This window comes from Mycobacterium sp. H4Y (assembly GCF_000364405.1).
Classification (GTDB): Bacteria; Actinomycetota; Actinomycetes; order Mycobacteriales; family Mycobacteriaceae; genus Mycobacterium; species Mycobacterium intracellulare.
In genome coordinates this window covers 1,414,394-1,428,400 of record NZ_AKIG01000001.1, presented here as the reverse complement: position 1 = coordinate 1,428,400, position 14,007 = coordinate 1,414,394, and the positions used below count along the sequence as shown (strand labels likewise).

The window sequence follows — 14,007 nt, the reverse complement described above, 5'->3', positions numbered from 1 at the left end:
CTAACCTACTGGCTTAACTGGCCGCGGCGGGTGTCGAACGGGTGCGTGGTCACCGCGGCGGGAGGTTGTCCGATCGCCTGCAGCGCCGCGGCGTTGCTCTTGCCATCCATCCGCTGCTGCAGGTAGGCCTTGAAGTCGTTGGGCGACACCACGCGAACCTCGAAATTCATCATCGAGTGATAGGTGCCACAGAACTCGGCGCAGTGGCCGACGAACGCCCCGGGCGTGTTGATCTCTTCGACCTGGAAGACGTGCACGGAGTTGTTCGCGTCGGCGTTCGGGATGACGTCGCGCTTGAACAAGAACTCGGGAACCCAGAACGTGTGGACGACGTCGGCGGACGCCAGATCGAATTCGATGCGCTTGCCGGTCGGGAGCACCAGCACCGGGATCTCGTCGCTGGTTCCCAGCGTCTCGACCTTGTCGTAGTTCAGGTAGGTGCGGTCCGAGGTGTTGAGGCCGCGGACGGGCCCGACCAGCTCTTCGCCGTGCTCGTCCTTGCCTTCCGGCTTGGACACCATGGCCTTCTTGCGCGCCGCGTCCGCCCCGTCGTAGGTCAGCGTGCCGTCCTTGAAATCGACGCGCTGATAGCCGAACTTCCAGTTCCACTGGAATGCCGTGACGTCGATCACCACTTCGGGATCCTTGGCGATGTGCAGCATCTTCTCCTGCACCACGACGGTGAAGTAGAACAGCACCGAGATGATGAGGAACGGCGTCACGGTGAGCGCCAGCTCCAAGGGCATGTTGTAGCCGAACTGGCGGGGCAGCTCGGTGTCGGTCGCCTTTTTGCGGTGGAACGCCGAGGACCAGAAGATCAGGCCGTAGACGATGACGCCGACGACCAGCGAGGCGATCACCGCGCCGATCCACAGCTCCCGGTTGAGCTGCGCCTGCGGCGTGATCCCCCTCGGCCAGCCCAGGGCCAGCGCGTCGGCCCAGCTGCTGCACCCGCTCAGGAACATCGCCAGCACACCCAGCGTCACGGCCAGCGCCAGCGGCCGGAGACGGCGGGAAAGACCGGTGGCGGAGCCCCCAGGACGGCGCTGAAACCTACCCTGCGACAAAGATTGCGAACGGTCCTGCTCGCGAGGGGTCACGTTGGCGCCTCCTGCTCGGATATCGAATACTACGCAGCGTAGACCACGCGCCTGAGGCGGGCGACGAAACCCCGGCCCGCCAGTCTCGCGCCGTGCCGGGTGCGACGTCCACGAGCGGTCGCCAAGTGCGGCATACTGGGGCGCCGTGTGTGGTCTGCTGGCGTTCGTTGCCGCCCCCGAGGACGGGGACAAGGAGGCGGCCGCCGCCCGCGCCGACGACGCGATCGCGCGCGCGTCGCATTCGATGCGCCACCGCGGGCCCGACGAGCCCGGCACCTGGGTCGACCCGGACACCGACGGTTCGGTGGTGTTCGGCTTCAACCGGCTGTCCATCATCGACATCGCGCATTCGCACCAGCCGCTGCGCTGGGGGCCGCCGGAGGCGCCCGACCGCTACGTGCTGGTGTTCAACGGCGAGATCTACAACTACCTGGAGTTGCGCGACGAACTGGCCACCTCCCATGGGGCCGTCTTCGCCACCGATGGTGACGGCGAGGCCGTCGTCGCCGGCTACCACTACTGGGGCACCGATGTCCTGACCCGATTGCGCGGCATGTTCGCCTTCGCGCTGTGGGACACCGTTACCCGCGAATTGTTTTGCGCCCGAGACCCTTTCGGCATCAAACCGCTGTTCATGGCGACCGGTGCCGGCGGCACCGCGGTGGCCAGCGAGAAAAAGTGTCTGCTGGATTTGGCCGAGCTGATCGGGTTCGACACGCGCATCGACGAGCGGGCGGTGCAGCACTACACCGTCCTGCAGTACGTGCCCGAGCCCGAGACGTTGCACCGCGGGGTGCGCCGGCTGGAATCGGGCTGCTACGCCCGGATCCGCCCCGACCGCCTGCAACCCGAGGTCACCCGGTACTTCGTGCCCCGGTTCGCCGCCACCCCGATCGCCCGCGGCAGCGAGCAGGCCCGGTACGACGAGATCACCGCGGTGCTCGAGGACTCGGTGGCCAAGCACATGCGCGCCGACGTGACGGTCGGGTCCTTCCTTTCCGGCGGCATCGACTCCACCGCCATCGCGGCGCTGGCCATCCGGCACAACCCGCGACTGATCACGTTCACCACCGGCTTCGAGCGGGAGGGATTCTCCGAGATCGATGTCGCGGTGGCCTCGGCGGAGGCGATCGGCGCGCGCCACATCGCCAAGGTGGTCACGCCGGACGAGTTCGTCGCCGCCCTGCCAGAAATCGTCTGGTACCTCGACGAGCCGGTCGCCGACCCGGCGCTGGTGCCGCTGTTCTTCGTCGCTCGCGAGGCCCGTAAGCACGTCAAGGTGGTGTTGTCCGGCGAGGGCGCCGACGAGTTGTTCGGCGGCTACACGATCTACCGGGAGCCGTTGTCGCTGAAGCCCTTCGACTATCTGCCGCGTCCGCTGCGGCGGTCGATGGGCAAGGTGTCGCGCCCGCTGCCCGAGGGGATGCGGGGCAAGAGCCTGCTGCACCGCGGCTCGCTGACGCTCGAAGAGCGTTACTACGGCAACGCCCGCAGCTTCTCCGACGCGCAGCTGCGCGACGCGCTGCCCGGCTTCCGCCCGGAGTGGACCCACACCGACGTGACCGCGCCGCTGTACGCCGAGTCGGCGGGCTGGGACCCGGTGGCCCGCATGCAGCACATCGACCTGTTCACCTGGCTGCGCGGCGACATCCTGGTCAAGGCCGACAAGATGACGATGGCCAACTCGCTGGAGCTTCGGGTGCCGTTCCTGGATCCCGAGGTGTTCGCCGTGGCGTCCCGGTTGCCCGTCGACGCCAAGATCACCCGCACGACCACCAAGTACGCGTTGCGCCGCGCGCTCGAGCCGATCGTCCCCGCGCACGTCCTGCACCGGCCCAAGCTCGGGTTCCCGGTGCCGATCCGGCACTGGTTGCGCACCGGCGAGCTGCTGGAGTGGGCCTACGAGCTGGCGGCGTCGTCGCAGGCGGACCACCTGGTGGACCGGGCGGCCGTGCACCGGATGCTCGACGAGCACCGCAGCGGCGCCGGCGATCACAGCCGCCGGCTGTGGACGCTGCTGATCTTCATGCTCTGGCACGCGATCTTCGTCGAGCGCAGTGTGGTGCCGCAGATCAGCGAGCCGATGTATCCGGTGCAGCTCTAGGCCACGCCCGGGCTTCGCGTGTGAATCCTGGGCTTTCATCGTGAACCCTGGGCGCGGTGTGTCGGCGTGTCGGCGCCGTCAGCGCACACGCGACGCCGTGGGTTCACACTCGATGCGGCCCGGGCGAGAAAGGGCGTCGGGGAAACGGCGCTAACCCAGCACCGCGGCGATCTCGGCGGCCGCCTCGTCGCCGTAGGCGTCGGCCAGACGGGTCTTGGCGACCTCGCGGTCCCACGCCCATTCCTGGGTTCCGGTCGACTCCAGCACCAGCACGGCCACCAGCGAGCCCAGCTGTGCCGAACGCTCGAGGTTCAGCCCGGCGCTGCGCCCGGTGAGGAAACCGGCCCGGAACGCATCGCCGACACCGGTGGGGTCGGTCTGGCTGGTCTCGGGGACCACGCCGACGTGCGTGGTGGTGCCGTCACGCTCGACGATGTCGACGCCCTTGGCGCCGAGCGTGGTCACCCGCAGGCCCACCTTCTGCTGCACGTCGGCCTCGGACCAGCCGGTCTTGGAGAGCAGCAGCTCCCACTCGTAGTCGTTGGTGAACAGGTAGGCCGCGCCGTCGACCAGCTTGTCGATCTCCTCCCCGGACAGGCGGGGCAGCTGCTGGGACGGGTCGGCGGCGAACGGCAGGCCGAGCTTGCGGCACTCCTCGGTGTGCACCACCATCGCGTCGGGGTCGTTGGCCCCGATGATCACCAGGTCGGGTGTGCCGACCGACGACGCGACGTCGGCAAGCTTGATGTTGCGGGCCTCGGACATGGCGCCGGGATAGAACGACGCGATCTGGGCCATGTCCTCGTCGGTGGTGCACACGAAGCGCGCGGTGTGCGCGGTCTTCGAGATCAGCACGTGGTCGCAGTTGACGCCGTGGCTCTGCAGCCAGTCGCGGTACTCGCCGAAATCGTCACCGGCCGCGCCGACCAGCGCGACGTCGCCGCCCAGCACACCGATGGCGAAGGCGATGTTGCCCGCCACGCCGCCGCGGTGAATCACCAAGTCGTCGACCAGGAAGCTCAAGGACACCTTCTGCAGGTGCTCGGCCAGCAGGTGCTCGGAAAACCGGCCGGGGAACCGCATCAGATTGTCGGTCGCAATCGAACCTGTCACCGCGATCGTCACGAAATCTCCATCCTTCGTTAGTAAGGTTATCTAGCTTACTCAGGCGCCTCCGACCGTCGTCGCGTGCACGGTCGCCGCAAGGTCTGCGCTAGCCTCCCTAGGGAACTCACTCAAGTCGCCGGGATCACAATGCGTGCGCCGCAACCCGCTTGCAGTCCCGTCTACCACCGTAGGAGAACCACGATGGCAGGCCCGCACTCGCCGAACCACGCTGGCGGCGGCAACGGACCGAGCGGACACGAGCCCCCACGCGAATCCGAGCCACTCGAGTTCCCCGATGACCCCGCCACCGGCGGCCCGGGCTTCACCCCGGCTCCGCAGGCGGGACCCCCTTCGGGCAATTATGCCGGGCCGCCCCCGGGGCCGGCGCCGTATCCGCCGCCACGCTCCAGGCGGCGGCTGATCGTCGGCGTGGCGCTGGCCATCGCGCTCGTCGCGGTGATGACGGTGGCCATCGTCTACGGGGTGCGCACCAACGGGGCCAACACCGGCACCACGTTCTCCGAGGGCGCGGCGAAGACGGCGATTCAGGGATACCTGGACGCGCTCGAGCACCGCGACATCAACGAGATCGCCCGGAACGCGCTGTGCGGCCTCTACGACGCCGTCCAGGACAAGCGATCCGACCAGGCGCTGGCCAAGCTCAGCAGCGACGCATTCCGCAAGCAGTTCTCCGAGGTGGAGATCACCTCGATCGACAAGATCGTGTACCTGTCGCAGTACCAGGCTCAGGCTTTGTTCACCATGCGGGTGTCGCCGGTGAGCGGGGGACCCATGCGCGGGCAGGTGCAGGGCATCGCGCAGCTGCTCTTCCAGCGCGGCCAGATCATGGTGTGCTCATACGTGCTGCGCACCGGGGGCTCGTACTAGAGCTTTTCTTGCCGCGAGACCGCAACCGCCGACGGCCCTACTCGGGGAACGCGTCGGTAGTCGCAGTCTCGCGGTGAAATCAGTTGAACGAGTCGCCGCAGGCGCACGACCCGCCGGCGTTGGGGTTGTCGATGGTGAACCCCTGCTTTTCGATGGTGTCCACAAAGTCGATGGACGCGCCCTCGACGTAGGGCGCGCTCATCCGGTCCACCGTCAGGGTCACACCCCCGAACTCCGCGATCAGGTCGCCGTCCAGCGACCGGTCGTCGAAGAAGAGGTTGTAGCGCAGCCCAGCGCACCCGCCCGGCTGGACCGCGATGCGCAGCGCCAGGTCGTCGCGACCCTCCTGGTCCAGCAGCGACTTGGCCTTGGTGGCGGCGGCCTCAGTCAGGATCACGCCGTGGGTCTTGGCGTTCGACTCGTTTTGCACCGTCATTGCTTCTCCTACATGCCTCATTTGTTGAGCGGGGACCGATCACGCCCGGCGCCGCCGGACTGCCGGAAAGTCCACACCATCAACGGTACCTTGCAGGACCGCTATTCCCGAGTCGCGCCGCCACAACGGAGGCCAGACCCATGAGCTGATTGGCGGCGTCGGCCTGGGCCAGCCGCACCGATCCTGCGTGCTCGGCGATCGACAACGCGGCCATGATCCCCGACGAGCGCACCGTCGCGTTGTCCAGATCGACCTGGCCGGCCAGGACCACCACCGGGATGCCCCGCGGCCGGGCCGCGTCGGCCAGAAAGCCCACCACCTTCCCGTGCAGGGACTGCTCGTCGAAGCGGCCCTCGCCGGTGACGATCAACTCCGCCGTGTCGAGATCGTCGGAAAGCCGGGTGTGTTCGGCGATGATGGCGGCCCCGGACTCACACCGCCCGCCGAGCGCGAGCAGCCCGGCGCCGATGCCGCCGGCGGCGCCCGCGCCCGGTTCGGCGCTCACGTCGCGCCCGGCCACCGCCTCCAAAATGAGCGCCCAGGCCTGCAGCCGAACTTCCAGCGCCGCGACGGTGGCCGTGTCGGCGCCCTTCTGCGGCCCGAACACTCGGGCCGCTCCCCACGGACCGAGCAGGGGGTATTCGGTGTCGGAGGCGGCGATCAGCTCCACGTTGCCCAGTTGGCGGCGGGCGGTGTCCAGGCCGCCCAACTCGGCGATCATGCCCTGGCCGCCGTCGGTGCACGCACTGCCACCCAACCCGACGACGATCCGCGTCGCCCCCACCCGCAGCGCCTCGGCGATCAGCTGCCCCACGCCTTTGCTGTGGGCCGCCATCGCGGTCTCTGGGGTGGGCGGACCGCCGAGCAGCGCCAAACCGCAGGCCTGGGCGCACTCCAGGTATGCGGTCGCCGACCCGGGATCGAAGACCCATTCGGCCTCCACCATGGCCTTTAGCGGCCCCGACACCCGCAATCGCCGCATCTCCCCCAGCCGGCTGGCCAGCACCTCGACGAAGCCGGGCCCGCCGTCGGACTGCGGCGCGACGATGAACCGGTCGCCCGGACGCGACCGTGTCCAGCCGGTCGCGATGGCGGCGGAGGCTTCCAGGGCCGACATGCTGTCGGCGTAACAGTCCGGGGCCACCAAAACCTGCATCGCGGGTAGCTGAAGGCGGCCGGGTGCCAGGCCGGGGGCAGCATCATCCGAGGCCATCGACCCGTCGTCCATCAAAGGCAGCCATTCATCACGTGTAAGAGTAGGGCCAAGTGCGGCACTAACGCAGGTCTAATAGCAAGGCATTCCAGGCGAATTCCGGCGCGCGTCGTCCGCGAAGTAACCTGGCCCCTGTGAAGCTTTTGGGTCGCAAGAAGGGCCAGGACACCGACCTCGACGAAACCGTGGCCGTGTCGGCCGCCTCCGACGTTGCTGGCGCCCCGGACGCCGCACCCCGCCGGACCGGACCCAAGGGGCGTCCCACGCCCAAGCGCAACGAGGCCCGCCGGAACGCGAAGAAGGGTCCCGTCGCGCCCGCACCCATGACCTCCGCCGAGGCGCGGGCCCGGCGCAAATCGCTGGCCGGGCCCAAGCTCAGCCGTGAGGAGCGCCGCGCCGAAAAGACCGCCAACCGCGCGCGCATGTCGGAGCGCCGCAACCGCATGATGGCCGGCGAAGAGGGCTACCTGCTGCCGCGCGACCAGGGCCCGATCCGGCGCTACGTGCGCGACGTGGTGGATTCCCGGCGCAACCTGCTGGGCCTGTTCATGCCGTCGACCCTGTTTTTGATGTTCGTCATGTTCGGCGTCCCGCAGCTGCAGCTCTGGATTTCCCCGGCGATGCTGGCGCTGATGGCGGTGATGAGCGTCGACGGCCTGATCCTGGGCCGCAAAGTCAGCAAGCTGGTCGACGCGAAATTCCCCGACAACACCGAAAGCCGTTGGAAGCTAGGCCTTTACGCCGCCGGCCGCGCCTCCCAGATGCGCCGGCTGCGCGCGCCGCGGCCCCAGGTCAAGCATGGCGCCAGTGTCGAATAACCGTTACCCGAAGGCCGGCTGACGCCGGTGCGCACCCTGGTGCTCGGCGGGATCAGGTCAGGCAAGTCACGGTGGGCGGAGGACGCCATCGCCGCGGGGTTGCCGCCCGGCCGGCCGGTTCATTACCTGGCTCCCGGGCCGACCGGTGCCGGCGACGCGGCCTGGGCGCACCGGGTCGCCGAACATCGTGAGCGCCGGCCCGCGCATTGGGCGACGATCGAAACCCAGGACATCGCAACGCAATTGCGCCAATCCGCGGACACCCCCACCCTGGTCGACGATCTGGGCACCTGGCTGGCCGGCGCGATGGACCGCGAGAACGCATGGGAGGGCGGCTCGGTGGCGGCGCCGGTCGACGACGTGCTGTCCGCGGTCGGCGGCTTCGCCTCGACACTGGTGCTGGTCAGCCCGGAAGTCGGGCTGACCGTCGTGCCCGCCACCGCCGCCGGGCGCCGGTTCGCCGACGAACTCGGCGGCCTCAACCAGCGCCTCGCCCGGCTGTGCGATCGGGTCGTGCTGGTGGTGGCCGGGCAGGCGGTGCCGATCAAACCGTCGGGGGGCTAATGGAATTCGCCGTCGTGTCACCGCCCGACGCGGGCGTCGCGGCCGCCGCCCGCGCGCGCCAGGACGCCCTGACCAAGCCGCGCGGCGCGCTGGGCCGCCTCGAGGACCTGTCGGTGTGGATCGCGTCGTGCCAGGGCCAATGCCCCCCGCGACAGTTCGAGCGGGCCCGGGTGGTGGTGTTCGCCGGTGATCATGGTGTCGCCGGCTCGGGGGTGTCGGCCTACCCGCCGGAGGTGACCGCGCAGATGGTCGCCAACATCGACGCGGGCGGGGCAGCGATCAACGCGCTGACCGGCATCGCCGGGGCGAGCGTGCGCGTCGCGGACCTGGCGGTCGACGCCGACGCGCTCAGTCCACCGATCGGCGCCCACAAGGTGCGGCGCGGCAGCGGCGACATCACGGTGCAGGACGCGTTGAGCGACGAGGAGACCGAGCGGGCCCTGGCCGCCGGCGCCGCCATCGCCGACGAGGAGGTCGACGCGGGCGCGGATCTGCTGATCGCCGGTGACATGGGCATCGGAAACACCACGGCCGCAGCGGTTTTGGTGGCGGCGTTGACCAACGCCGAGCCGGTCGTGGTGGTGGGCTTCGGCACCGGGATCGACGACGCGGGGTGGGGACGCAAGACCGCCGCGGTGCGCGACGCCCTGTTCCGCGCGCGGCAGGTGCTGCCGGACCCGGTCGCGCTGCTGCGCTGCGCGGGCGGCGCGGATCTGGCGGCGATGGCGGGCTTTTGCGCGCAGGCCGCGGTGCGGCGCACGCCGCTGCTGCTCGACGGCATGGCGGTGACGGCGGCCGCGCTGGTCGCCGAGCACCTGGCTCCCGGCGCCCGGATGTGGTGGCAGGCCGGTCACCGGTCCACCGAGCCGGGCCACGCGTTGGCGCTCACGGCACTGGATCTGGAGCCGATCCTCGACCTGCGCATGCGGCTGGGCGAGGGAACCGGCGCCGCGCTGGCGGTGCCGGTGCTGCGCGCCGCGGTGGCCGCGCTGTCGTCGATGGCCACGTTCACCGAGGCCGGCGTGTCCAACCGCCCCGACCAGGCCGCTCCCCCGTCGTGATCCGTTCGCTGGCAACGGCTTTCGCGTTCGGGACGGTGCTGCCCGTCCCGGGTGCACGGACCGCGCCGATGGGTCGGGGCGCCCTGACGGCGCTGCCGGTGGTGGGTGCGGCCCTGGGGGCGCTGGCCGCGGCGGTGACCTGGGGCGGGGTTCACGCGTTCGGGCCGTCCAGCCCGCTGCCCGGGCTGCTCCCGGTCGTGGTGCTGCTGCTGATCACGCGTGGCCTGCACGTCGACGGTGTCGCCGACACCGCCGACGGCCTGGGCTGCTACGGGCCGCCGCAGCGGGCGCTGGCGGTGATGCGGGAGGGATCGACCGGGCCGTTCGGCGTGGCCGCCGTCGTCGTCGTGGTGCTGCTGCAGGGGCTGGCGTTCTCGGCGCTGGGAGCGGGCGGCGGGGTGCGCGGGGTCGTCGGGATCGCCGTGGCGGTGTTCGCCGGGCGGGTCGCCGCGGTGCTGGCCGGCCACCGCGCGGTGCCGGCCGCCGAGGGCAGCGCGCTGGGTGCCGCGGTCGCCGGAAGTCAGCCGACGGCCGTGGTGGCGGCCTGGGTCGCGGTGCTGCTGGGGGTTTCGCTGGCGGCCGTGCCACGGCCGTGGCACGGACCGGCGGCGGTACTGCTGGGCCTGGGCTGCGGCGCGGTGCTGGTGCGGCACTGCGCGCGCCGCTTCGGCGGCATCACCGGCGACGTGCTGGGCGCCGCGATCGAGCTGACGACGACGGTGTGCGCGGTGGCGCTCGCGGCCCTGGTGCGGTTCTAACGCGCCGAGCGCCCGGCCAGCCGGGCGCCGACACCCGAGCGCCCGACTGGCCGGGCGATCGGGCGGCTACCCGAGCTGCCTACCCGAGCCGCCTACCCGAGCCGGGCCATCCAGCCGTGGGTGTCGGCGAAGGTGCCCCGCTGAATCCCGGTTAGCGTGTCGCGCAACGCCATCGTCACCTCGCCGGATTGGCCGTCGGCGATGGTGAATTCGGCGTCGCCGTACTTGACGTGGGAGACGGGTGTGATGACCGCGGCGGTGCCGCAGGCGAACACCTCGGTGATCTCGCCCGCGGCGGCCTTCTTCTGCCACTCGTCGATGTCGATCTTGCGTTCCTCGACGGAGAACCCGGCGTCAATGGCCAACTGCAGCAACGAATCCCGCGTGATCCCGGGTAGCAGTGAGCCGGACAGTTCCGGGGTGACCAGCCGCGCCGACCCCCCGCTGCCGAACACGAAGAAGATGTTCATGCCGCCCATCTCCTCGACAAAGCGTCGCTCGACCGCGTCCAGCCACACCACCTGGTCGCAATCGTGGGCCGCGGCTTCGGCCTGAGCGGACAGCGAGGCGGCGTAGTTGCCGCCGAATTTGGCCGCGCCGGTGCCGCCGGGGCTGGCCCGCACGTACTCCGTCGACACCCAGACCGTGACGGGGTTGATGCCGCCCTTGAAGTAGGCGCCGGCCGGCGAGGCGATCAGCAGGTAGCGGTATTGCCGGGAGGGCCGCACGCCCAGTCCGGGCTCGGTGGCGATGACGAACGGGCGCAGATACAGCGCCTCTTCCCCACCGGCGGACGGGACCCAGGCGTTGTCGACGGCAATGAGCTGGCGCAGGGATTCCATGAACAGCTCTTCGGGCAGTTCGGGAATCGCCAGCCGCCGCGCCGAGGACCGCAGCCGGGCCGCGTTGGCCTCGGCGCGAAACGAGACGATCGAGCCGTCCGCCCAGCGGTACGCCTTGAGGCCCTCGAAGATTTCCTGGGCGTAGTGCAGCACGAGCGCCGACGGGTCCAACTCGATCGGGCCGTAGGGGATGACGCGCGCGTCGTGCCAGCCCCGGCCCTCGTCGTACTCGATCGCCACCATGTGGTCGGTGAAGTATTTACCGAAACCCGGCTCGGCCAGGATGGTTTCGCGTTCGGTGTCGGTCGCCGGACGTGTCGAGCGCGAAACCGTGAACTCGAGGGAGCCACTGGTCATCCGCCGATTGTATATCCGCCCGCCGAATCGGATTTCGCCCGCGCAAGCGGCGCGGCTAGCGGGTTTTCACCGCGACGAACGGCGGGCGCACGACTTCGCAGGCGGCGCGACGGCCGCGGACGTCGACGGTGATCTCCTGGCCGTCCTCGACCCCGGCGTCGGTGTCGACGAGCGCCAGCGCGATGCCGGCCTGCAGCGTCGGGGAGAAGGTGCCCGAGGTGGTCACCCCGACCGGGGTGTCGCCGGCCAGCACGGTCTGCCCGGCGCGTAGCACCCCGCGGCCGGTCATCCGCAGCCCGCGCAGCAGCCGCCGCGGCCCCGCCTCCTTCTCGGCCAGCAGGGCGTCGCGGCCGAAGAACGCCTCCTTCTTCCAGCCGATCGCCCAGCCGCAGCGGGCCTGCAGCGGGGAAATGTCGAGCGACAGTTCGTGCCCGTGCAGTGGATAGCCCATCTCGGTGCGCAGCGTGTCGCGGGCGCCCAAGCCGGCCGGCTCGCCGCCGGCCGCCGTGACCGCGGCGGCCAGCGCGTCGAACACCACACCGGCGGACTCCCACGGCGGCAGCAGCTCGTAGCCGTGCTCGCCGGTGTAGCCGGTGCGGCAGACCCGCACCGGTACCCCGGAATACGAGGTGTCGGCGTAGGCCATGTAATCCATGTCGGTGGGCAGTCCCAGCTCGCCGAGCACGTCGGCCGAGCGCGGGCCCTGCACGGCCAGCACCGCATAGGAGCGATGCAGGTTGGTGATGGTCAGTTCGGGTGGCGCGGCCGCCTGTAGCGCGTCGACCACGGCCGCGGTGTTGGCGGCGTTGGGCACCAGAAAGATCTCGTCGTCGTCGACGTAGTAGGCGATCAAATCGTCGACGACCCCGCCGGATTCGGTGCAGCACAGGGTGTATTGCGCCTTGCCGGGCCCGATCCGGTTCAGGTCGTTGGTGAGCGCGGCGTTGACGAACCGCGCGGCGCCCGGCCCGCGCACCAAGGCCTTGCCCAGGTGGCTGACGTCGAACAGGCCGACCGCGTTGCGCGTCGCGTTGTGCTCGCTGACTGTGCCCGCATACGACACCGGCATCAACCAGCCGCCGAACTCGGCGAAGCTGGCACCCAGGTCGCGGTGACGGTCTTCTAACGGTCCGTGCAGAAGGTCGGCTTCGTTGCTCACGACTCTTCACCCTAAGGGGCCGCGACGGGCGGCCCGTTAGGGTGATGCGGATGAGCACAGAACCCGGTTACTCCTCCCCCGCTGTCACTGTCGCCTCCTCGCTGCCCCGGCGCGCCGCCGCGTCCACCGTGCTGATCGTGCCCGTCGTCTCGACCGGCGACGACGACAAGCCGGGCGCGGCCGTCACCGAGGCCGGGCCGTTCCTGTCCTCGGATGCGGTCGCCGAGATCGAGTCGGGGCTGCGCGCGCTGGAGGCCACCGGCGGCGCCGACCAGGTGCACCGGCTGGTGGTGGGATCGCTGCCGGTGTCCAGCGTGCTGACGATCGGCCTGGGCAAGCCGCGGCCGGAGTGGCCTGCCGACACGGTCCGCCGCGCCGCCGGGGTGGCCGCGCGGTCGCTGGGCAGCACCGCGGCCGTGATCACCACGCTGGGCGAGTTGCCCGGTGACGGCGTCGTCTCGGCCGCCGTCGAGGGCCTGATCCTGGGCAGCTACCGGTTCACCGACTTCCGCAGCCCCAAGTCCGCACCCAAAGACAAAGGGCTGGGCAAGATCACGGTGCTCGCCACCGCCAAGGACGCCAAGAAGGAGGCCGCGCACGGTGCGGCCGTCGCGACCGCGGTCGCCACCGCCCGCGACTTCGTCAACACCCCGCCGAGCCACCTGTTCCCTGACGAATTCGCCAAGCGCGCAAGGGCTTTGGGCGAGTCGGTGGGACTCGAGGTCGAGGTGCTCGACGACAAGGCGCTGCGCAAGGGCGGTTACGGCGGGATCATCGGCGTCGGCCAGGGGTCGTCGCGGCCGCCGCGGCTGGTGCGGCTGACCCACCGGGGCGCGAAGCTGGCCAAGCGGTCCAAGCAGGCGAAGCGAGTCGCCCTGGTGGGCAAGGGCGTCACGTTCGACACCGGCGGCATCTCGATCAAGCCGGCGGCCGGGATGCACCACATGACCTCGGATATGGGCGGGGCCGCGGCGGTCATCGCGACGGTCACGCTGGCCGCGCAGCTGCAGCTGCCCATCGACGTGATCGCCACCGTGCCGATGGCCGAGAACATGCCGTCGGCGACGGCGCAGCGCCCGGGTGACGTGCTGACGCAGTACGGCGGCATCACCGTCGAGGTGCAGAACACCGACGCCGAGGGCCGGCTGATCCTGGCCGACGCCATCGTGCGCGCCTGCGAGGACAACCCGGACTACCTGATCGAGACGTCCACGCTGACCGGCGCGCAGACCGTGGCGCTGGGCAGCCGGATCCCCGGGGTGATGGGCAGCGACGAGTTCCGCGACCGCGTGGCCGCGATCTCGCAGCGGGTCGGCGAAAACGGTTGGCCGATGCCGCTGCCCGACGAACTCAAGGAGGACCTGAAGTCCACGGTGGCCGACCTGTCGAACATCAGCGGGCAGCGCTTCGCCGGCATGCTGGTGGCGGGCGTGTTCCTGCGCGAGTTCGTCGCCGACGGCGTGGGCTGGGCGCACATCGACGTGGCCGGTCCCGCTTATAACACCGGCGGACCGTGGGGCTACACGCCCAAGGGCGCCACCGGCGTGCCGGTCCGCACCATGTTCGCGGTCCTCGAGGACATCGCCGAAAACTGCTGACG

The 14,007-nt window shown here is 70.4% G+C and carries 13 protein-coding genes; 7 read left to right on the top strand and 6 right to left on the bottom strand.

Translation table 11 applies throughout. From position 1 onward, the window contains the following. Positions 1–5: 5 nt before the first annotated feature. Complete coding sequence (locus W7U_RS06390; protein ID WP_026071572.1) at positions 6–1,100, bottom strand: cytochrome c oxidase subunit II; 1,095 nt, start codon at positions 1,098–1,100, stop codon at positions 6–8. A gap of 145 nt (positions 1,101–1,245) precedes the next feature. Here W7U_RS06390 and asnB point away from each other — a divergent pair, with 145 nt between their 5' ends. Continuing rightward, entirely contained in the window at positions 1,246–3,204 is a 1,959-nt protein-coding gene (gene asnB / locus W7U_RS06385; protein WP_008256053.1) for an asparagine synthase (glutamine-hydrolyzing), read from the top strand. 150 nt (positions 3,205–3,354) lie between these two features. Here asnB and W7U_RS06380 read toward each other — a convergent pair whose 3' ends face one another. After that, entirely contained in the window at positions 3,355–4,329 is a 975-nt protein-coding gene (locus W7U_RS06380) for a carbohydrate kinase family protein (RefSeq protein WP_008256052.1), read from the bottom strand. Between the two features lie 183 nt (positions 4,330–4,512). Between W7U_RS06380 and W7U_RS06375 the strand changes: the two genes are divergently transcribed. Then, positions 4,513–5,199: a hypothetical protein gene (locus W7U_RS06375; RefSeq protein ID WP_008256051.1), complete on the top strand. Its 687-nt coding sequence runs from the start codon at positions 4,513–4,515 to the stop codon at positions 5,197–5,199. 79 nt (positions 5,200–5,278) lie between these two features. Here the strand turns inward: W7U_RS06375 and W7U_RS06370 are convergent, their stop codons facing one another. Continuing rightward, positions 5,279–5,635 (bottom strand): iron-sulfur cluster assembly accessory protein, encoded by a 357-nt coding sequence (locus tag W7U_RS06370; RefSeq protein ID WP_008256050.1) that lies wholly within the window; start codon positions 5,633–5,635, stop codon positions 5,279–5,281. Between the two features lie 79 nt (positions 5,636–5,714). Beyond that, positions 5,715–6,791: a glycerate kinase gene (locus W7U_RS06365; protein WP_008256049.1), complete on the bottom strand. Its 1,077-nt coding sequence runs from the start codon at positions 6,789–6,791 to the stop codon at positions 5,715–5,717. Positions 6,792–7,033: 242 nt separating this feature from the next. On the opposite strand from W7U_RS06365, the gene W7U_RS06360 reads away from it, so the two are divergent. Genes W7U_RS06360 through W7U_RS06345 form a run of 4 tightly spaced genes read left to right on the top strand, consistent with a single transcriptional unit; the run spans position 7,034 to position 10,049 of the window. Then, positions 7,034–7,666: a DUF3043 domain-containing protein gene (locus tag W7U_RS06360; protein WP_225324938.1), complete on the top strand. Its 633-nt coding sequence runs from the start codon at positions 7,034–7,036 to the stop codon at positions 7,664–7,666. Between the two features lie 27 nt (positions 7,667–7,693). Beyond that, entirely contained in the window at positions 7,694–8,230 is a 537-nt protein-coding gene (locus W7U_RS06355; RefSeq protein ID WP_008256047.1) for a bifunctional adenosylcobinamide kinase/adenosylcobinamide-phosphate guanylyltransferase, read from the top strand. Then, positions 8,230–9,291 (top strand): nicotinate-nucleotide--dimethylbenzimidazole phosphoribosyltransferase, encoded by a 1,062-nt coding sequence (cobT, locus tag W7U_RS06350; RefSeq protein ID WP_008256046.1) that lies wholly within the window; start codon positions 8,230–8,232, stop codon positions 9,289–9,291. Before W7U_RS06355 ends, cobT begins: the two co-directional genes overlap by 1 nt. Beyond that, a complete protein-coding gene (locus W7U_RS06345; protein ID WP_008256045.1) occupies positions 9,288–10,049 on the top strand; it encodes an adenosylcobinamide-GDP ribazoletransferase in 762 nt (253 codons plus the stop codon). The genes cobT and W7U_RS06345 overlap by 4 nt, the downstream gene beginning before the upstream one ends. 92 nt (positions 10,050–10,141) lie before the next feature. Here W7U_RS06345 and W7U_RS06340 read toward each other — a convergent pair whose 3' ends face one another. Both W7U_RS06340 and gcvT read right to left on the bottom strand, forming a co-directional pair. After that, complete coding sequence (locus W7U_RS06340; protein WP_008256044.1) at positions 10,142–11,248, bottom strand: branched-chain amino acid aminotransferase; 1,107 nt, start codon at positions 11,246–11,248, stop codon at positions 10,142–10,144. 55 nt (positions 11,249–11,303) lie between these two features. Continuing rightward, entirely contained in the window at positions 11,304–12,407 is a 1,104-nt protein-coding gene (gcvT, locus tag W7U_RS06335; RefSeq protein ID WP_008256042.1) for a glycine cleavage system aminomethyltransferase GcvT, read from the bottom strand. Between the two features lie 50 nt (positions 12,408–12,457). On the opposite strand from gcvT, the gene W7U_RS06330 reads away from it, so the two are divergent. After that, positions 12,458–14,005: a leucyl aminopeptidase gene (locus tag W7U_RS06330; RefSeq protein WP_008256040.1), complete on the top strand. Its 1,548-nt coding sequence runs from the start codon at positions 12,458–12,460 to the stop codon at positions 14,003–14,005. Positions 14,006–14,007 lie beyond the last annotated feature (2 nt).